Origin of the sequence: Pseudomonas sp. NPDC089758, assembly GCF_044748705.1 — a bacterium.
Classification (GTDB): domain Bacteria; phylum Pseudomonadota; class Gammaproteobacteria; order Pseudomonadales; family Pseudomonadaceae; genus Aquipseudomonas; species Aquipseudomonas putida_X.
This window is the reverse complement of record NZ_JBIVGN010000005.1, coordinates 225368-243992: the sequence shown is the minus strand read 5'-3', so window position 1 is coordinate 243992 and position 18625 is coordinate 225368. Positions and strand designations below refer to the sequence as shown.

At 61.9% G+C, this 18625-nt stretch carries 17 protein-coding genes; 5 read left to right on the top strand and 12 right to left on the bottom strand.

The annotated features are described in order from the left end of the window. Nucleotides 1–9: 9 nt before the first annotated feature. The 11 genes from astB to acs all read right to left on the bottom strand — a co-directional run bounded on the left by astB (nt 10) and on the right by acs (nt 13234). Nucleotides 10–1359: an N-succinylarginine dihydrolase gene (gene astB / locus ACIPZH_RS09475; protein ID WP_400636023.1), complete on the bottom strand. Its 1350-nt coding sequence runs from the start codon at nt 1357–1359 to the stop codon at nt 10–12. A 23-nt stretch (nt 1360–1382) separates the two neighbouring features. Continuing rightward, nucleotides 1383–2846 (bottom strand): succinylglutamate-semialdehyde dehydrogenase, encoded by a 1464-nt coding sequence (gene astD, locus ACIPZH_RS09470; protein WP_400636022.1) that lies wholly within the window; start codon nt 2844–2846, stop codon nt 1383–1385. Then, entirely contained in the window at nt 2847–3875 is a 1029-nt protein-coding gene (astA, locus tag ACIPZH_RS09465; RefSeq protein ID WP_349976545.1) for an arginine N-succinyltransferase, read from the bottom strand. Nucleotides 3876–3929: 54 nt separating this feature from the next. Further along, a complete protein-coding gene (gene aruF, locus ACIPZH_RS09460) occupies nt 3930–4949 on the bottom strand; it encodes an arginine/ornithine succinyltransferase subunit alpha (RefSeq protein WP_039602670.1) in 1020 nt (339 codons plus the stop codon). A gap of 139 nt (nt 4950–5088) precedes the next feature. Further along, entirely contained in the window at nt 5089–6309 is a 1221-nt protein-coding gene (locus ACIPZH_RS09455) for an aspartate aminotransferase family protein (protein WP_400627409.1), read from the bottom strand. A gap of 329 nt (nt 6310–6638) precedes the next feature. After that, nucleotides 6639–7619, bottom strand: a complete 981-nt coding sequence (argR, locus tag ACIPZH_RS09450; RefSeq protein ID WP_267817816.1) for a transcriptional regulator ArgR — start codon at nt 7617–7619, stop codon at nt 6639–6641. A gap of 100 nt (nt 7620–7719) precedes the next feature. Beyond that, nucleotides 7720–8484, bottom strand: coding sequence for an ABC transporter ATP-binding protein (locus ACIPZH_RS09445; RefSeq protein ID WP_241804634.1), 765 nt, complete (start codon nt 8482–8484; stop codon nt 7720–7722). 22 nt (nt 8485–8506) lie between these two features. Next, nucleotides 8507–9205, bottom strand: a complete 699-nt coding sequence (locus tag ACIPZH_RS09440; RefSeq protein WP_241804635.1) for an ABC transporter permease — start codon at nt 9203–9205, stop codon at nt 8507–8509. Next, a complete protein-coding gene (locus tag ACIPZH_RS09435) occupies nt 9202–9891 on the bottom strand; it encodes an ABC transporter permease (protein ID WP_241804636.1) in 690 nt (229 codons plus the stop codon). Before ACIPZH_RS09435 ends, ACIPZH_RS09440 begins: the two co-directional genes overlap by 4 nt. Before the next feature lie 88 nt (nt 9892–9979). Beyond that, complete coding sequence (locus ACIPZH_RS09430; RefSeq protein ID WP_400636021.1) at nt 9980–10765, bottom strand: ABC transporter substrate-binding protein; 786 nt, start codon at nt 10763–10765, stop codon at nt 9980–9982. A 507-nt stretch (nt 10766–11272) separates the two neighbouring features. After that, nucleotides 11273–13234 carry an acetate--CoA ligase gene (gene acs / locus ACIPZH_RS09425; protein ID WP_241804638.1) on the bottom strand — a complete coding sequence of 654 codons (1962 nt, stop codon included), beginning with the start codon at nt 13232–13234 and terminating at the stop codon, nt 11273–11275. Nucleotides 13235–13660: 426 nt separating this feature from the next. Between acs and ACIPZH_RS09420 the strand changes: the two genes are divergently transcribed. Further along, nucleotides 13661–13915, top strand: a complete 255-nt coding sequence (locus tag ACIPZH_RS09420) for a DUF2790 domain-containing protein (protein WP_241804639.1) — start codon at nt 13661–13663, stop codon at nt 13913–13915. A gap of 71 nt (nt 13916–13986) precedes the next feature. On the opposite strand, the gene ACIPZH_RS09415 is transcribed toward ACIPZH_RS09420, so the two are convergent. Beyond that, the gene (locus ACIPZH_RS09415; RefSeq protein ID WP_400636020.1) at nt 13987–15546 is read right to left on the bottom strand and encodes a sigma-54-dependent transcriptional regulator; all 1560 of its coding nucleotides are present in this window, start codon (nt 15544–15546) and stop codon (nt 13987–13989) included. Nucleotides 15547–15802: 256 nt separating this feature from the next. Here ACIPZH_RS09415 and phhA point away from each other — a divergent pair, with 256 nt between their 5' ends. The 4 genes from phhA (at nt 15803) to ACIPZH_RS09395 (ending at nt 18608) form a co-directional block, all read left to right on the top strand. Next, nucleotides 15803–16591 carry a phenylalanine 4-monooxygenase gene (gene phhA / locus ACIPZH_RS09410; RefSeq protein WP_012315607.1) on the top strand — a complete coding sequence of 263 codons (789 nt, stop codon included), beginning with the start codon at nt 15803–15805 and terminating at the stop codon, nt 16589–16591. A gap of 39 nt (nt 16592–16630) precedes the next feature. After that, nucleotides 16631–16987 carry a 4a-hydroxytetrahydrobiopterin dehydratase gene (locus tag ACIPZH_RS09405; protein WP_003254532.1) on the top strand — a complete coding sequence of 119 codons (357 nt, stop codon included), beginning with the start codon at nt 16631–16633 and terminating at the stop codon, nt 16985–16987. A 212-nt stretch (nt 16988–17199) separates the two neighbouring features. Next, complete coding sequence (locus ACIPZH_RS09400) at nt 17200–17325, top strand: hypothetical protein (RefSeq protein WP_256215917.1); 126 nt, start codon at nt 17200–17202, stop codon at nt 17323–17325. 95 nt (nt 17326–17420) lie between these two features. Beyond that, entirely contained in the window at nt 17421–18608 is a 1188-nt protein-coding gene (locus tag ACIPZH_RS09395) for an MFS transporter (protein ID WP_400636019.1), read from the top strand. Nucleotides 18609–18625: the final 17 nt, after the last annotated feature.

Sequence of the window (18625 nt, the reverse complement as noted above, 5' to 3'; positions counted from 1 at the left end):
AGTCTCTCTTCAAGGTTGGCGTTGGAACGGATAGACCGAGCCCAACTTCAGAATCTGGGTCAACTCATCCAGCGCCGTACGGCATTCGACCAGCAACTGCGGGTCGGCAAGGTCCGCTTCGCCCAGGCGGTCGCGGTAGTGCTTGTCGACCCACTGCACCAGTGTGTCGTACAGCGGGGCGGTCATGATAACGCCTGGATTGACCGCCGCCAGTTCCGATTCCTTCAAAGCCACGCGCAAGCGCAGGCATGCCGGGCCGCCGCCGTTCTGCATGCTTTGCTTGAGGTCGAACACCTTGACCTCCTTCACCGCGCCACCCTGGCTGGTCAGTTGCCGCAAGTACGCCCAGACCCGCTCATTGTTGCGGCACTCATCCGGCACCACCAGCAGCATCGAGCCGTCGTCGCGGCTGAGCAGTTGGCTGTTGAACAGGTAGGAACGCACCGCATCCTCTACCGCCACCGCTGCCCGTGGTACACGGATGGCCTGGAAGTTGCCACCCTTGCTGGCCAGTTTAGCTTGCAGCTGGCCAAGCACCGCGTCAGTCTCGAGGAAAGCATCTTCGTGGTAGAACAGCACCTCGCCATTGCCCACCGAAATCACATCGTTGTGGAATACACCCTGATCGATCACCGATGGGTTCTGTTGAGCGTAGACCACACCGTCATCGCTCAGACCGTGAAGCCGTGCCACGGCCTGTGAGGCTTCCAGGGTCTGGCGTGCCGGATACTTCTGCGGCGCGGGATAACGGCCGTCGAACGCGCTGCGACCATAGACGAAAAACTCGACGCCCGCCTCGCCGTAGCTGCGGCAGAAGCGCGTATGGTTGGCCGCGCCCTCGTCGCCGAACTGCGCCACGGCAGGCAGCGCCGGGTGATGGGCAAAGTGCTGCTCATTACTGAACATGGCGGCCAGCACACGGCTGGTGGTCGGATGCTCGATGCTGCGGTGGTACTTGCAGTTGAGGTTGGCAGCGGTGAAATGCACGCGGCCATCAGCGGTGTCGGCGCTGGGGCTGACGGTGGCCGCGTTGGCCACCCACATGCTCGATGCCGAACAGCTGGCGACCAACAGCGGCATGGCCTCTTTGGCGGCGCGCCGGATCACTTCGGCATCGCTACCGCTGAAGCCCAGACGACGCAGAGCGGCCACGTCCGGGCGCTCCTGCGGCGCCAGCACGCCCTGCTTGAAGCCCATATCGGCCAGCGCTTTCATCTTGGCCAGGCCTTGGCGCGCCGCTTCACGCGGGTTCGAGGCCTGCTGGCTGTTGCTCTGCGAGGCCACGTTACCGTAGGACAGGCCGCCGTAATTGTGGGTAGGCCCCACCAGGCCATCAAAATTCACTTCATAGGATTTCATCGGCTAGGCTCCGTGACCTGTTGTTATAGGGTGACGCCCGGCGTCAGGGTCGCCGGCAGGGCAAGGCTGGCAGTCTCCAGCGAAGCCACGGGGTAAGCGCAGTAGTCGGCGGCGTAGTAGGCGCTGGCGCGATGGTTGCCACTGGCGCCTACCCCCCCGAACGGCGCGCTGCTGGCGGCACCGGTCAGTTGCTTGTTCCAGTTGACGATGCCGGCGCGGCTGCGCAGCCAGAAGTACTGGTAGCGGGCACGGGAGTCGGACAGCAGGCCAGCCGCCAGGCCGTACTGGGTGTTGTTGGCCTCATCGATGGCGGCATCGAAGTCCACGTAACGAATCACCTGCAGCAGCGGGCCGAAAAATTCTTCGTCGGGCCGGTCGGTCACGGCAGTGACATCAATGATGCCCGGGGTCAGCAATGCGGCATCGGCCTGGGGCTGGGTCATCTCCAGTAACGGGGTGGCGCCTTTGGCGAGCAGCTCAGCCTGGGCCGTGATCAGCGCCTGCGCAGCCTGCAACGAAATGACCGAACCCATGAAAGGTGCCGGCTGCTGATCGAAAGCGCCGACCGTGATGCCTTTGCACACCTCGACCAACCGCGCGAGCAGCGCATCGCCCCAGGCGCCCTGCGGCACCAGCAGGCGGCGAGCGCAGGTGCAGCGCTGGCCCGCGGAGATGAACGCCGACTGGATGATCGTGTACACCGCCGCATCGAGGTCCTTGACCTCATCCACCAGCAATGGGTTGTTGCCGCCCATTTCCAGGGCAAGGATCTTGTCCGGACGGCCGGCAAACTGCTGATGAAGCAAGTTGCCGGTGCGGCTGGAGCCTGTGAAGAACAAGCCATCGATACCCGGGTTGGCAGCCAGCGCCACCCCCGTATCGCGCGCGCCCTGCACCAGGTTCAGCACGCCGGCAGGCAGGCCCGCGGCGATCCAGCAATTGACGGTCAGCTCAGCGACCTTGGGGGTCAGCTCGCTGGGCTTGAACACTACACAGTTACCCGCCAGCAGTGCCGGAACGATGTGCCCATTGGGCAAATGGCCGGGGAAATTGTAGGGGCCGAACACCGCCACCACTCCGTGGGGCTTGTGCCGCAGTACCGCGGTAGCCTCTGCCAGCGGGCCGCTTTTCTCGCCCGTGCGCTCGCGGTAGCTCTGTATCGAGATCGCGACCTTGTTGACCATGCTGCTCACTTCGGTAGCCGACTCCCACAGCGGCTTGCCGGTTTCTTCGCCAATGCAGTGAGCCAGCGCCTCGGAATGCTGCTTCAGCTGTTCGGCGAACTTTTCCAGTACGTCGATGCGCGCCTCCAGGCTCAGTTGCGCCCAGGCTGGAAAAGCCTGACGCGCAGCCTGTACGGCAGCCTCGACCTGGCCGGCATCGGCGCCCTGCCCTTGCCAGACAACGGCTTGCGTGACCGGGTTGAGCGACTGCAGGGCTTCACCCTGGCCGGCCTGCCAGCTGCCGGCGATGTAATGCGTGGTCATTTACTGGGCCTCCCGGCTTGCCGACAGCGGCACGGCGCGCACGTTGTCACCCGCGCCCATGCGCAGGCGCTTGGCGGTCAGCGGGTCGACCACCAGGGTGCCCGCCGCCAGGCGTGCGGGCGCGGCAGTGATACGGCAGTCATCGCGCTTGCGGTTATGGATGATGTAAGGGGTTGCGTCATCGCCAGGCGTACCCACGGCCAGCACCAAGGTCTGGCTCTCGCGTACGGCACGAATTTTCGAGGTTTCGCACTCGATGGCGGGGCCTGCGTCGAAGATGTCCACATACCCTTGGTAGCTGAAGCCTTCCTGCTTGAGCATGGCCAGCGCAGGCTCGGTGTCGCTGTGCACACGGCCGATCACGCTGCGTGCGGCCTCCGACAGGAAGCAGGTGTACAACGGGAACTTGGGCATCAGTTCGGCAATGAACGACTTGTTGCCTACGCCAGTGAGGTAGTCGGCCTGGCTGAACTCCATCTTGAAAAAGTGCCGGCCAAGGCTCTCCCAGAACGGCGAACGGCCCTGCTCGTCGGACATGCCGCGCATTTCGGCAATGATCTTGTTGCCGAACAGTTCCGGGAACTCGGCGATGAACAGCATGCGCGCCCGCGACAGCAAGCGGCCATTGAGCCCAGAGCGGTGGTCACTGCGCAAAAACAGCGAGCACAGTTCGGAGTTGCCGGTCAGGTCATTGGCCAGGAACAGGGTGGGGATCTCGCGATAGATGTTCAGCTCCTGCGAGGCGCTGACGGTCAGGCCCACCCGGTAGTTGTACCAGGGCTCGCGCAGGCCGACGGCGCCGGCGATGGCACTGATGCCGACCACCAGGCCTTCGTCGTTCTCCAGCACGAACAGGTAGTCGGTGTCTCCGCGCTCGGCTTCACCCCGGAAGCTCTTCTCGGCCCAGCCGACACGGTGCCCGAGGCGCTCCTCGTTGGCCGGCAAGGTGGTCAGCCCGGTGGTACCGGTGCTGCGTGCCAACTCGATCAGCGCAGGTAAATCGCTGCTGCGTACAGGACGAACGATCATGCTATCTCCTTGTGCGGCAGCTGTGGCTACCGCAAAACTCTCTGTTCCCAGGCCTCAGACCGCGACCAGGCGCACGCTGGCGCCCTCGCCCACACCCAGCGCCTCGGCAGCCTCGGCACTGAGGCTCACAGGCTTGCCCGGCACCCAGTCCAGCTCGACCAGCACCGCACGGTAATCCTGCAGTTGGCCGTTGCACACCAGGTACGGGCGCCCGCCCTTGGCCGGCAGTTCCTCGAGCTTGACCGGCACCACCCTGCTCTGGGCGATCGAGCGGATGCCCGAGGCACGCGCATGCAAGGTGGGGCCGCCATCGAAGATGTCGATGTAGTGCTCGGTCTCGAAGCCCTCACGCATGAGGATGTCGAACGTGATTTGCGCGCGCGGATGCACCTGGCCCATGGCCTCCTGCGCAGCGTCCGGCAGCAGGGGTACGTAGATCGGGTAGTGCGGCATCAGTTCGGCGAGGAAAGTACGGCTCTTCAGGCCGCACAGGCGCTCGGCGTGGGCGTAGTTGAGGTCGAAGAAGTTGCGCCCTATGGCATCCCAGAACGGCGACTCGCCTTGCTCATCGCTATAACCGACGATCTCGGTGACCACCGAGTCGGCAAAGCGCTCAGGGTGCGAAGCCATGAACAGCAAGCGACCACGCGAATTCAGCTCGGCCCAGCCACTGTTCACCAGTTCAGGCAGGACATAGAAGCTGGTCAGCAGGCTGTTGCCGGTGAGGTCATGGCACAGCGACAGCACGTGGATCTTGTTGTGGATCTTCAGCTCGCGGGAGGCGTGCACGAAGGTTTCGTTACGAAAGCTGTAGAAAGGCTCGGAGTAGCCTGCCGAGGCGACGATTGCCGAGCAACCGGCCAGCTTGCCGGTGACACTGTCCTCGAGCACAAAGAAGTAGCTTTCTTCGCCATTAAAACTGACTTCGGCAGCAAACGACGTTTCCGAGGCGGCTATCTTGTCGCCCAGACGGGCAGCGTCATCTGGCAGCGAAGTGACACCAACGGGGCTGTCTGCAGCCATGCGCTGCACTTCGTTCAGATCAGCCATTTGCGCGGGGCGCATCACCAGCATGGTGTCACTCCTTTGGAAAAACTGGCCGCTCTGGCGGCACGGAAAAACGGCGGGCGCGTGTTGAGTCTGCAAGCACGCGCCCGCACTGGGATTCTGCTATCGCCGGCCCGACGGGGCCGGCGAAGGGACCGCCGGCGAATCAGGCCTGGGTCAGTTTGGCCACAGCCCGCTCGAAGCGGTCCAGACCTTCATCGATATCGGCATCTTCGATCACCAGGCTCGGCGCGAAGCGCACCACGTCCGGGCCGGCCTGCAGCACCATCACGCCTTCTTTCTCGGCGGCATTGAGGATGTCCTTGGCCTTGCCCTGCCAGGCTTCGGTCAGCACGCAGCCGATCAACAGGCCGACACCACGCACCTGAGAGAACAGGCCAGCCTTCTGGCCGATCTGCTCCAGGCGCGCCTTGAAGCGCTCGTGCTTGGCTTTGATACCGGCCAGGGTTTCTGGGGTATTGATCACGTCCAGTACCGCGCAGGCAACGGCGCAGCCCAACGGGTTACCGCCATAGGTGGTGCCGTGCGTACCGACCGCCAGATGCTTGGCAAGCTCAGTGGTGGTGAGCATGGCGCCGATCGGGAAGCCACCGCCCAGGCTCTTGGCGCTGGTCAGGATGTCTGGCGTCACACCGTAATGTTGATAGGCGTACAGCGAGCCGGTACGGCCCACACCCGTCTGCACTTCATCGAAGATCAGCAGGGCGTTGTGATCGTCACACAGCTTGCGGGCGCCTTCCAGGTACGCCTTGTCGGCCGGGACCACACCACTCTCGCCCTGGATCGGCTCGATCACCACGGCGCAGGTCTTGTCGGAAATCTGTGCCTTCAGCGCTTCCAGATCGTTGTAGGGCACATGGCTGATGCCAGTGATCTTCGGGCCGAAACCATCCGAGTACTTCGGCTGACCGCCGACGCTGACGGTGAACAGGGTGCGACCGTGGAAGCTGTTCACGGCGGAGATGATTTCGTGCTTGTCAGGACCGAAGCGGTCATGGGCGACGCGACGGGCCAGCTTGAAGGCGGCCTCGTTGGATTCGGCGCCTGAGTTGCAGAAAAAAGCCCGGTCGGCAAAGGTGGCGTCGACCAGTTTGTGCGCCAGGCGCAGTGCCGGCTCGTTGGTGAAGACGTTGGAAACGTGCCAGAGGGTATTGGCCTGCTCGGTCAGGGCCTTGACCAGTGCCGGATGGCAGTGGCCCAAGGCATTCACCGCGATGCCGCCGGCAAAGTCGATGAGCTCGCGGCCCGACTGGTCCCACACGCGGGAACCCTCGCCTCGCACAGGAATGAAGGCCGCCGGAGAATAGTTGGGGACCATGACCTGGTCGAAATCGGCACGCTGCACCGGGGCTTGCTCAACGGACATCTGAGTCTCCTGAAGAGGAACGCTGGCCTGGAAGTGGCGAGCGATGGGGGGATTGTAAGGACTGATCTGCGCCTGTCCTTGCGGCCAAGCGACAACTTGTTACAGCGCAAAACCCAGTTTTACCCAGGCTTTCGGCAATGCGACAAACACTGTCGCAATCGCGCAGTGTAACGGCAGAGCGGGACTGGGTGAACGGGTGTTCACATAAGAAGATAGGCCGGCTGCACCGCCGCCCTCACCGGCAAGCCGGCCGCCACCGGGCCGGCGGCAACCCGATCAGCCTGGACGCAGGCTTGCAGGCGACAGAGGCGCAGTGCACCGGGCAGCGTTCAGCCTTTTTCGGCAGGCGCCGAACTCAATTCGAAGGGGCTGCTGTTACGCCGCTGGTTACGGTCTTCCCGTGGCGTGGCGCCAAAGAAATTGCGGTAGGCACTGGAGAAATGCGGGCCGGAGGAGAAGCCACAGGAAAGGCCGATCTGGATGATCGATTTGCTAGTCTGCATCAGCATCTGCCGTGCCTTGTTCAGCCGCAGCTCCAGGTAGTACTGGCTAGGCACACGGTTGAGGTACTGCTTGAAGATGCGCTCCAGCTGCCGGCGCGATACGCACACATGCTGAGCGATTTCGTCGGTGGTCAGCGGCTCTTCGATATTGGCTTCCATCAACAGCACCGCCTGGGTCAGCTTCGGATGGCTGGAGCCGAGGCGGTTCTGCAGCGGAATGCGCTGACGCTCCCCACCCTCACGGATGCGCTCGACCACCAGCTCTTCGGAGACCGCACCCGCCAGCTCGGCCCCGTGATCACGTGCCAGCACCGCCAACAGCAGATCGGTCACCGCCATACCGCCGCAGGCGGTCAGGCGATCACGGTCCCAATCGAACAGATGGCTGGTGGCGATGACCTTGGGGAAACGCTCGGCGAAATCGTCTTGCCAGCGCCAATGCACCGCAGCGCGGTAACCATCGAGCAGGCCGAGCATGGCCAACGGATACACACCTGCAGACAGCCCACCGATGATGCAGCCGCTGCGGGCCAGTTGCTTGAGCGCCGTGGACAGCGCCGACCCCAATGCCTGGGGCAGTTCGTCAGCGAGCAGGAACAGCTTGTGACACCCTTCCAGGCGCCCGCTCCAGGGCTCGCCCGGCAGGCGCCAGGCGCCTTCCTGCGCAGGCTCGGCCTGGAGAAAGGCCAGCTCGTATACCACGTCAGGATGTACCCGCTGGGCCACCAGCAATACTTCCTCCGCCAGCGCCAACGTCAAGGGCTTGGTGCTTGGCCAGATGAGAAAACCGATTCGCTGGGTGGTCATAGGGTAAGGTCCGAAACCTGAAGTCGTTCGAGTCTGTGGCGCCAGGGCAGACTGCGCACTGCTGCGCAGCATGCCCTATTCTGGTGCAAAGGTGCAGCCTTTACTTCAGGCTGCCAGAGAGAAACTGCTTGAGCCGCTCCGATTGCGGGTTGACCAGCACTTCGCGCGGGCAACCCGTCTCTTCGACCAGGCCTTTGTGCAGGAACACCAGCTGGTTGGACACTTCGCGGGCAAAGCCCATCTCGTGGGTCACCACCACCATGGTCCGGCCTTCCTGGGCCAGGGCCTGCATGACCTTCAGCACATCGCCGACCAGCTCCGGGTCCAGCGCCGACGTCGGTTCGTCGAACAGCATCACCTCCGGCTCAACGGCCAGCGCCCGGGCAATCGCCACACGCTGCTGCTCACCGCCGGACATATGCCCCGGGAAAGCGTCCTTGCGATGGGCCACGCCCACCTTGGCCAGGTAGTGCTCGGCTTTTTCCAGGGCTTCCTTCTTGTTCACGCCAAGCACATGCACCGGCGCCTCGATGACGTTTTCCAGCGCGGTCATGTGCGACCACAGATTGAAGTGCTGGAACACCATCGACAGCCGCGAGCGCATGCGCTGCAGTTGGCGCGGGTCGGCAGCCTTGAGGGCGCCGTCCTTGCCGGCGACCATCTTCAGCTCTTCGTTGTTGAGCAGGATCTTGCCGGCGTGCGGCTGCTCGAGCAGGTTGATGCAGCGCAGGAAGGTCGACTTGCCCGAACCGCTGGAGCCGATGATGCTGATCACATCGCCTGCCTTGGCCGCCAGGGACACACCCTTGAGCACTTCATGGCTGCCGTAGCGCTTGTGCAGGTCTTGGACTTCTAGTTTGTACATGCTGTCGGTTCTCACAGAGCGTTCAGTGCTTGCGCGGCGCCAGGTAGCCGAGCCAGCGGCGTTCGGCCATCTTGAACAGGCGCACCAGGATGAAGGTCAGGCACAGATAGAACACGCCCGCCGTGATGTAGGCCTCGAAAGGCAGGTAATACTGGGCATTGACCGTACGTGCGGCACCGGTGATGTCGATCAGGGTGACGATCGACGCCAGGCTGGTGGTCTGCAGCATCATGATCACTTCGTTGCTGTACTGCGGCAGCGCCCGGCGCAAGGCCGAAGGCAGCAGGATGCGGCGGTACATCTTCATGCGTGACATGCCCATGGCCTTGGCTGCTTCGATCTCGCCATGCGGCGTGGCCTTGAGGCTGCCAGCGATGATTTCGGCGGTGTAGGCGCTGGTGTTGACGGCAAACGCCAGGCAGGCACAGAAGGTCGCACTGGAAAGCCACGGCCAGAAGATGCTCTGGCGCACCGCCTCGAACTGGGCCAGGCCGTAATAGATCAGGAACAACTGCACCAGCATCGGCGTACCGCGGATGACGTAGGTGTACAGCCAGGCCGTCATGTTCACCAGCGGCTGTTTGGACACCCGCATCAGGCCCAGCGGCACCGCCGCCAGTAAACCGAACAACAGTGACAGCGCCAGCAGCTTGAGCGTGGTCAGCAGCCCGCCGATATAAAGCGGCATGGCTTCCCAGATGACGTTGTAGTCGAAGATCATAGCTCAGCCACCTTGACGCCCACCGAGTAGCGCTTCTCGAGATACTTGAGCGCCAGCAGCGAGACACTGGTGAGCACCAGGTACAGCGCAGCCACCGCCAGGAAGAAGGTGAAAGGTTCGCGGGTGGCGTCTGCCGCCTGCTTGGCCTTGAACATCATGTCCTGCAGGCCCACTACCGAAATGAGCGCCGTAGCCTTGGTCAGCACCAGCCAGTTGTTGGTGAAACCCGGAATCGCCAGGCGGATCATCTGCGGCACCATGATGCGGAAGAACACCTGCCGCCCGCTCATGCCGTAGGCCGCGCCGGCCTCCGCCTGCCCCTTGGGGATACCGAGGAAGGCACCACGGAAGGTTTCCGACAGATAGGCGCCAAAGATGAAGCCCAAGGTACCGATCCCTGCCACCAGCGGATTCAGGTCGATGTAATCGTCATAGCCGACCAGCGGCGCCACACGGTTGATGATGTCCTGCCCGCCGTAGAAGATCAGCAGGATCAGCACCAGGTCCGGAATACCACGGATCACCGTGGCATACATATCGCCCAACCAGGCCAGCCAGCGCACCGGCGACAAGCGCAGCGCCACGCCAATCAGGCCGAGCACGATGGCCAGGGCCATCGACGACAGGGCGAGCTGCAGCGTCAGCCACGCCCCGTCGAGGATGACTGCCCCGTAGCCTTTCAACATGATGAGGTCCTCGACCTAGAGAATGAAAAATGGTGCAAACCTCAGAGCCTCTGCTGTTTGCACCATTGCACAGGTGAAACCCGACGTCTTACTTCGAGTCTGGACCGTAGATGTCAAAATTGAAGTACTTGTCCTGGATCGCCTTGTACTTGCCGTTGGCACGGATGGCGTCGATCGCGGCATTGATGCGCTCGGCGTTGGCCTTGTCACCCTTGCGCACGGCGATGCCGACACCGTCACCGAAGTATTTCACGTCGGTGAACGACGGGCCCACGAAGGCGAAGCCCTTGCCAGCGTCGGTTTTCAGGAAGCCGTCTTCGAGCAGGGTGGCATCGGCCACGGTGCCGTCCAGGCGGCCAGCGGCGACGTCCAGGTAGATTTCGTTCTGGGTACCGTACGGCACCACGGTAGCGCCTTGCGGGGCCAGCACTTCCTTGGCGAAGCGGTCGTGGATCGAACCACGCTGCACGCCGATCTTCTTGCCCTTGAGCTCAGCCAGGCTGTCACTCACGGTAGTACCTTCCTTCATCACGAGGCGAGCCGGGGTCAGGTAGTAGCGCTTGGTGAAGTCGACCGACTTCTTGCGGTCTTCGGTGATCGACATGGACGACAGGATTGCGTCGATCTTGCGCACTTTCAGTGCCGGGATCAGACCATCGAACTCCTGTTCTACCCAGGTGCACTTGGCTTTCATCTCTTCACACAGGGCGTTGCCGATATCGTAGTCGAAACCAGCGAGGCTGCCGTCGGGCTGCTTGAAGGCGAAGGGTGGGTAAGCGGCTTCGATACCGATTTTCAACGGTTTTTCATCAGCCTGCGACACCAGGGAAAACACGGAAAGCGCCAGGGCGCCAAGCAGTGCGAGCTTCTTCATCAGGTAACTCCATCGGTACGGGGCAATACAAGGCAGGAGTAACAACTGCCCGATATGCGAATGGGTACAACGCGAGCCGCGCAGGGTTCGACCAAGGTCGCAGACCACGAGCGAGTGAGTGGCATTTTAACGACAGCCCGGTAGTCGATATTTCTTCAAAGCGACAACTACTTACAGAAGCGCTTGAAACGGCAGCGGGCGAGGTTGACAGCCCCTGCAAGATATGCAAGAGCACAAGGAAAACAACCTACAGACCTAGCAATTACTGGGCCTATTATTGGCAAAGCCTTGTACGACGGCAAGTGCAGCGTGCCGCCATGGGAAAAATGGCGCCATGAACGCACCGAAACGAGTCATGAATGTTCCCGCTCGCCCCGTGACTGTGCGTAATCGGTGACAAACAGAGTTACCGATGAATGTCGGGTAACAGTAAAGCAAAAACCCCGCCGGTCGCCCGTACGGGGTTTTCGTTTGAAGCAGAACTGCGCTGCAGCCCTGCTCAGCTCATCAAGCCGATGCCAGGCTCATCGCTTTGTGCGTATCGATCAAGTGCTGCACCACGCCCGGGTCGGCCAAGGTGGAGATATCCCCCAGCGAGCCGTATTCCGCCGTGGCGATCTTGCGAAGGATCCGCCGCATGATCTTGCCCGAGCGCGTCTTCGGCAGCCCAGGCGCCCACTGAATGACATCCGGGGAGGCAATCGGGCCGATTTCCTTGCGCACCCAGTTCTTCAGCTCCATGCGCAACTGCTCGCTGGGCTCCACACCGGCGTTGAGGGTCACGTACACATAGATGCCCTGCCCTTTGATGTCGTGCGGCACACCCACCACCGCAGCCTCGGCCACTTTGGCATGGGCGACCATGGCACTTTCGATCTCTGCGGTACCCATACGGTGGCCGGAAACGTTGAGCACGTCATCCACGCGGCCGGTGATCCAGTAGTAACCATCCTCGTCACGGCGCGCACCGTCGCCGGTGAAATACATGCCACGGAAGGTCTTGAAGTAGGTATCGACGAAGCGGTCATGATCGCCATACAGCGAGCGGGACTGGCCCGGCCAGGAATCGAGGATGACCAGGTTGCCCTCGGCTGCGCCATCGATCAGGTTGCCCAGGTTGTCCACCAGCGCCGGCACCACACCGAAGAACGGACGGGTCGCCGAACCCGGCTTCAGGCCCGTGGCGCCTGGCAGCGGGCTGATCAGGATGCCGCCGGTCTCGGTCTGCCACCAGGTGTCGACGATCGGGCAGCGCTCCTTGCCGACGGTCTTGTAGTACCAGTTCCACGCCTCAGGGTTGATCGGCTCACCGACCGAACCCAGCAGGCGCAGGCTCGAGCCATCGGCCCCCTCAACGGCCGCCTGCCCTTCGGCCATCATGGCGCGGATCGCGGTAGGCGCGGTGTAGAGGATGTTGACCTTGTGCTTGTCGACGATCTTCGACACCCGGGTAATGTCCGGGTAGTTCGGCACGCCCTCGAACAGCAGCGTGGTAGCACCATTGGCCAGCGGGCCGTAGACGATGTAGCTGTGGCCGGTGACCCAACCGACGTCCGCGGTGCACCAGTAGACCTCGCCGGGGCGGTAGTCGAAGACGCGCTCGTGGGTCAGCGCGGCGTACACCAGGTAACCACCCGTTGTGTGCAGCACCCCCTTGGGTTTGCCGGTGGAGCCGGAGGTGTAAAGAATGAACAACGCCTCTTCGGCGCCCATTTCCTTTGGCGCACAATGGCTGGAAGCCACCTTCATCAGGTCTTCGTACCAGATGTCGCGGTGCTGGTGCCAGGCGATGTCACCACCGGTGCGCTTGCACACGATGATTTTCTGCACGCTGCTGGTTTCAGGGTTGGTCAGCGCCAGGTCGACGTTGGCCTTGAGCGGAGTACGGCGGCCGCCGCGCAAACCTTCGTCGGCGGTGATCACCACCTTGGACTTGCAATCGATGATGCGCCCGGCCAGCGCTTCAGGCGAGAAACCGCCAAACACGACCGAGTGAATCGCACCGATGCGGGCACAGGCCAGCATCGCCACCACGGCCTCGGGGATCATCGGCATGTAGATGGTCACTACATCGCCACGGTGCACGTCCTGCCCGCGCAGGGCGTTGGCGAACTTGCAGACCTGCTCGTGGAGTTCGCGGTAGGTGATGTTGCGGTGTTCGGAAGGGTCGTCGCCTTCCCAGATGATTGCCAGTTGGTCGCCGCGCTCTTCGAGGTGGCGGTCCAGGCAGTTGGAGGAAACGTTCAGAGTGCCATCGGCAAACCACTTGATATCGACATGGTGATCGTCGAAGGAAGTCTGCTTGACCTTGGTGAAAGGCTTGATCCAGTCAATGCGCTGGGCCTGCTCACGCCAGAAGCCGTCCGGATTGATCACCGATTGCTGGTACATGGCCTTGTAGGTGGCCTCGTCGGTCAGGGTAGTGGCCGCAACCTCGGGACGAACGGGATACAGTGGAGCCGCACTCATCTGTGTTACCTCGGTGTAATAGTTGTTTTTGTATGGAACCGTTTGTAACTGTACCAGAGCGGCAAAAGCCATACGACGATGGTAGTAACGCGACGGGCTGCGCACCTCGTGACCCGCCGGAAAGGCTCTAGGCCGCAGCTGGCAGCCTGGCGAGAGGGAATGCACAAGATTTGGCCGGGGGGATTGTTACAGTTTCTGTCAAAAGGCGAAAAAACTTTATCAAAACCCCTACTGTTTCCCGTAATTACCCAGGCATAACATTCACCTCGCCAGCAACGGCAAGGCGATTAACAACTGGTAACAGTAACAGCCCCCACGAAGGCAATACGTTAATCCCACTCTAATCCGACAGTTGAACACTTGGCTTTACTTGCGGCGCCACAAGCGCCGCATGCCCTCTTACGACCTTAGACAGGTAAATTGAAAATGAAAGCGTTACTGGTATTGGTACTTGGCGGTCTTTGCAGTGCGGCAATCGCCGGTGAAGCAAAAGATGTCGAGCAGATTCCGGTTGAGCAGTACAGTTATTCGCAGCACCTGGACATCGCCCGCGTCATCTCCATGAGCGAAGTGCCAAACGTGTGCGAAGTCGTGCCGGCCCGCATGACCTATGAGGACTCCAAGGGCCAGAAGCATATTCTCGAATACCGCGTGATGGGTAACGGCTGCTCCAACGGCTGATGAATGATCTGGGCCCTGCGGGGCCCATTCATTAACGATTGCATAATGAACCGCTTGAGTTCAATCCAGCACTATTCGTTCGACTTGCCCAACGAATAATCCCGCAACTTGTTGGCAATGGTCGTATGTGAAACACCCAGCCGTTTACCCAGCGCCCGGCTACTTGGGTATTCACCGATCAGACTTTCCAGTACAGCCTTTTCGAAGCGCCCGACAATCTGCGAAAGATCACCTTCAAGGGTAAACTCACCCAAGGGTTGCCGTACGCCGTAATCCGGCAAGCGAATATGTTCGCTCTTCACCATTGCGCCTTCGCACAACGATACCGCCTGGAACAATACGTTTTCCAGTTGCCGGACATTGCCCGGCCAATGGTAGTGCGCCAGCTTGTCCATCGCCGCAGGCGCCAGACGCGGCATGGCACACCCAATCTGCCGGCTGGCCTGATCGAGAAAGTGCTGCACCAACCCTTCCAGGCCGTCCATGCACTCGCGCAACGGCGGTATGTGCAACGACAACACATTGAGGCGATGGTACAGGTCCTGGCGAAATTCACCCCGGGCGCACAGCTCGGACAGGTCCACCTGGGTGGCGCAGATCACACGTACATCCAGGTACACCTCTTCATCACTGCCTACCCGGCGGAAGCAGCCATCCTGCAGAAAGCGCAGCAGCTTCACCTGCAGGCGCGGGCTCATCTCCCCCACCCCGTCGAGGAACAGTGTGCCACCCGCGGTCAACTCCAGAAGGCCCAGCTTGCCTTCGGCGCGCGCGCCCTCGAACGCACCGGGGCCATAACCGAACAGCTCGGTTTCCGCCATGGACTCTGGCAGGCCGGCACAGTTGAGTGCCATCAAGGGCGCCTGGCCGCGCGGGCTGGCCAGATGACAGGCACGCGCCAGCAGCTCCTTGCCGGTACCTGTCTCGCCTTCGATCAGCAACGGCGCGTCCAGTGGCGCCATGCGCCGCGCCTCACGCACCACCGCCGCCATCACACGCGAGCTCTGGAATATGCTGTCGAAACCGCGCAGCTCCTGCTTGCGCACGCTGTAGATCCGCTCACCGATGCGGTCGGCACGGTGCAGGGTCAATACCGCGCCAGCCAATGCCTCGCTGTCGTCATGCTCGGACTGCAACGGTGCGATGTCGGCCAGGAAAATGTCGCCTTTGACCTTGACCCGCAGGCCATTGATTCGCGATTTGTTAGCCCGCACCAGTTCCGGCAGGTCGAAGTCTTCGGCGTAACGCGCCAACGGGATGCCCGGCACCTCGTCAACCCTCACGCCCAGCAACTGCGCCGCGCTGCGGTTGGCGGCGACGATGCTGCCAGCCATGTCGACCGACAGCACCGGGAAGTCCAGGGCACCCAGCAACGCGTTGAGCTCCATGTGCCGTCGTTCACTGGGCATCAGGCCGACGCGCTTGACCCCGAACACCCCGGCGATCGACTCGAACTTCGGGCGCAGAGCCTGGAACTGCAGGTTGATCAGGTTCGGGCAGTGCAGGTAGATGGCGTTGCCATGGTCGCCACCGACTTCACCACGGAGCACGTTGATACCGTACTCCACCAACAGGTTGAGAATGTCGCGCAGGATGCCGATGCGGTTCTGGCAATGCACTTTGATACGCATGAAAGCTCTCGAAGCGGCGAAGTTTTTCAACCGGCCGCATAAAATCCGTAAAGAAAAGCTGACGTAAACACAGCAACGGTCAGCCCGACACACCAAATTTTCCGCGACCCTGCAGCATTTGTAAAATTATCGTTACGAAAATCACCTGGGAACTGCCGCCCAAGGGTTCGGGCACCCCGTGCAATCGGTCGGATGAAGGGATATTTCTTGGGTATGTCGTGGACATAACAATAAAAGCCCTCACCAGGAGAGCCACATGAAACAGACGCAATACGTGGCACGCGAGCCCGATGCGCAAGGCTTCATCGACTACCCGCAGCAAGAGCATGCGGTGTGGAATACCCTGATCACCCGTCAGCTGAAGGTCATCGAAGGCCGGGCATGCCAGGAGTACCTTGATGGCATCGATCAGCTCAAACTGCCCCATGACCGCATCCCGCAGCTGGGCGAGATCAACAAGGTGCTGGGCGCCACCACCGGCTGGCAAGTTGCCCGTGTGCCGGCGCTGATCCCTTTCCAGACCTTCTTCGAGCTGCTGGCCAGCAAGCGCTTCCCGGTCGCCACGTTTATTCGCACCCCACAAGAGCTGGACTACCTGCAGGAGCCCGACATCTTCCACGAGATCTTCGGCCACTGCCCACTGCTGACCAACCCCTGGTTCGCCGAATTCACCCACACCTATGGCAAGCTGGGCCTGGCCGCGACCAAGGAGCAGCGCGTCTACCTGGCGCGGTTGTACTGGATGACCATTGAGTTCGGCCTGATGGAAACCGCGCAGGGCTGCAAGATCTATGGCGGCGGCATCCTCTCGTCGCCCAAGGAAACCGTCTACAGTCTGTCCGGTGAGCCCGAGCACCAGGCCTTCGACCCGATCGAAGCCATGCGCACCCCCTACCGTATCGACATTCTGCAGCCGCTGTACTTCGTGCTACCGAACCTCAAGCGCCTGTTCGACCTGGCCCACGAAGACATCATGGGCATGGTCCAGCAAGCCATGCAGCTGGGGCTGCATGCACCGAAATTTCCACCCAAGGTCGCCGCCTGAGCGACCTCGCCGACAACAACTCGAATCGGAAAACACCTCATGAATGCCTTGAACCAAGCCCACTGCGAAGCCTGCCGCGCCGATGCGCCAAAAGTCACCGACGAGGAACTGGCCGAACTCATCCGCGAGATCCCGGACTGGAACATCGAAGTACGTGACGGTCATATGGAGCTGGAGCGCGTGTTCCTGTTCAAGAACTTCAAGCATGCCCTGGCCTTCACCAATGCCGTAGGCGAAATCGCTGAAGCTGAAGGCCATCACCCAGGCCTGCTGACCGAGTGGGGCAAAGTGACTGTCACCTGGTGGAGCCACTCCATCAAAGGCCTGCACCGCAACGACTTCATCATGTGCGCGCGCACCGACAAGGTTGCCGAAACCGCTGAAGGGCGCAAGTAAACGCGCTGGCCAAGGCCGCTGCGCGCCCTGCTCGCGGGGGGCGCAGCGGCTTTTTCGTGCCCGGGCAATGTCCGGTATCCGCCCGCAAAACCGACAAGCGACCGGGAAAAATTACAAACTGTCATCCAGACTTGTGTATCCTGCGTCAGCTTTGCGAAGCTCCAAACGCGCCTGGCGCAGCCTTTTGACTCACACTTGCGAGGAACGACGAGATGCACGAAATCCCGAATCTTCCCTTCCCAAGCCTGAACCCCGAAGAGCAAACCGTTGCCGCTCATTCCGAACCGACGCCTGCCGTCGAGGATGGCGACGATCAATCCAGCGCTGACCAGGAATAACCGCGCAACCCCGACTGTGTGAAAACGGCTGACTTTCGGATTACCGCTGTCATCACGTTTTCACACCGTCCAGAACCTCTGCCACGTAGGCCCCCATGCCCGACTCACCGCGCCCCCTTGCGGTCACCCTGCAAGTCGTCTCCATCGTCCTGTTCACCTTCATCGGCTACCTGAACATCGGCATCCCCCTCGCCGTACTGCCTGGCTATGTGCACAACGATCTGGGTTTCAGCACCGTCGTCGCCGGCCTGGTGATCAGCGTGCAATACCTCGCCACCCTGCTCAGCCGCCCCACAGCCAGCCGCATCATCGACAACCTGGGCAGCAAGAAGGCCGTCATGTATGGCCTCGCCGGTTGCGGCCTGAGTGGCGTGTTCATGCTCGCCTGCGCCTTTCTCACCCACCTGCCCTGGCTGAGCCTGGCCTGCCTGCTGGTCGGCCGCCTGGTACTGGGAAGTGCAGAGAGCCTGGTGGGCTCGGGCTCGATAGGCTGGGGGATTGGCCGGGTCGGCGCCGAAAACACCGCTAAAGTCATCTCCTGGAACGGGATCGCCAGCTACGGTGCACTGGCCATCGGCGCCCCACTGGGCGTGCTGATGGTCAAGCACCTGGGGCTGTGGAGCATGGGGGCGAGCATCATCGCGCTGTGCGCGGCAGGCTTGCTGCTGGCATGGCCAAAACGCGCTGCGCCGATCGTCAGCGGCGTGCGCCTGCCGTTTCTGCGGGTACTGGGCAAGGTGTTCCCACACGGTTCGGGCCTGGCCTTGGGCGCGATCGGCTTTGGCACCATCGCCACCTTCATCACCCTGTACTACGCCAGCCGTGGCTGGGCGAACGCAGCACTGACCCTGAGCCTGTTCGGTGCCAGTTTCATCTGTGCGCGGCTGCTGTTCGGCAACCTCATCAACCGGATTGGCGGGTTCAAGGTGGCAATCGCGTGCCTGTCGGTCGAGACACTGGGGCTGTTGATGCTGTGGCTGGCACCCAGTGCAGAGCTCGCCTTGGCCGGCGCGGCGCTAAGTGGCTTCGGCTTCTCGCTGGTATTCCCGGCACTGGGCGTGGAAGCGGTGAACCAGGTTTCGGCAGCCAACCGCGGGGCGGCGGTGGGGGCGTACTCGCTGTTCATCGACCTGTCGCTGGGGATTACCGGGCCACTGGTGGGCGCGGTGGCCTCGGGGTTCGGCTTCGCTTCGATGTTTTTGTTCGCGGCAGCGGCAGCCTGCAGCGGGCTGCTGTTGAGCCTGTATCTGTACCGTCAGGCACGGCGTTTCAGGCAGAGTTGAGTGGGGGCGAAGCGCCC

Coding starts and splice junctions, on each gene's coding strand:
- ACIPZH_RS09415 (WP_400636020.1), bottom strand. CDS start 15,546: ATGCGTATCAAAGTGCATTGCCAGAACCGCATCGGCATCCTGCGCGAC.
- ACIPZH_RS09440 (WP_241804635.1), bottom strand. CDS start 9,205: ATGATCTTCGACTACAACGTCATCTGGGAAGCCATGCCGCTTTATATC.
- ACIPZH_RS09400 (WP_256215917.1), top strand. CDS start 17,200: ATGCACGAAATCCCGAATCTTCCCTTCCCAAGCCTGAACCCCGAAGAG.
- ACIPZH_RS09430 (WP_400636021.1), bottom strand. CDS start 10,765: ATGAAGAAGCTCGCACTGCTTGGCGCCCTGGCGCTTTCCGTGTTTTCC.
- ACIPZH_RS09455 (WP_400627409.1), bottom strand. CDS start 6,309: ATGTCCGTTGAGCAAGCCCCGGTGCAGCGTGCCGATTTCGACCAGGTC.
- argR (WP_267817816.1), bottom strand. CDS start 7,619: ATGACCACCCAGCGAATCGGTTTTCTCATCTGGCCAAGCACCAAGCCC.
- ACIPZH_RS09435 (WP_241804636.1), bottom strand. CDS start 9,891: ATGTTGAAAGGCTACGGGGCAGTCATCCTCGACGGGGCGTGGCTGACG.
- aruF (WP_039602670.1), bottom strand. CDS start 4,949: ATGCTGGTGATGCGCCCCGCGCAAATGGCTGATCTGAACGAAGTGCAG.
- ACIPZH_RS09405 (WP_003254532.1), top strand. CDS start 16,631: ATGAATGCCTTGAACCAAGCCCACTGCGAAGCCTGCCGCGCCGATGCG.
- acs (WP_241804638.1), bottom strand. CDS start 13,234: ATGAGTGCGGCTCCACTGTATCCCGTTCGTCCCGAGGTTGCGGCCACT.
- ACIPZH_RS09445 (WP_241804634.1), bottom strand. CDS start 8,484: ATGTACAAACTAGAAGTCCAAGACCTGCACAAGCGCTACGGCAGCCAT.
- astA (WP_349976545.1), bottom strand. CDS start 3,875: ATGATCGTTCGTCCTGTACGCAGCAGCGATTTACCTGCGCTGATCGAG.
- ACIPZH_RS09395 (WP_400636019.1), top strand. CDS start 17,421: ATGCCCGACTCACCGCGCCCCCTTGCGGTCACCCTGCAAGTCGTCTCC.
- phhA (WP_012315607.1), top strand. CDS start 15,803: ATGAAACAGACGCAATACGTGGCACGCGAGCCCGATGCGCAAGGCTTC.
- astD (WP_400636022.1), bottom strand. CDS start 2,846: ATGACCACGCATTACATCGCCGGCAGCTGGCAGGCCGGCCAGGGTGAA.
- ACIPZH_RS09420 (WP_241804639.1), top strand. CDS start 13,661: ATGAAAGCGTTACTGGTATTGGTACTTGGCGGTCTTTGCAGTGCGGCA.
- astB (WP_400636023.1), bottom strand. CDS start 1,359: ATGAAATCCTATGAAGTGAATTTTGATGGCCTGGTGGGGCCTACCCAC.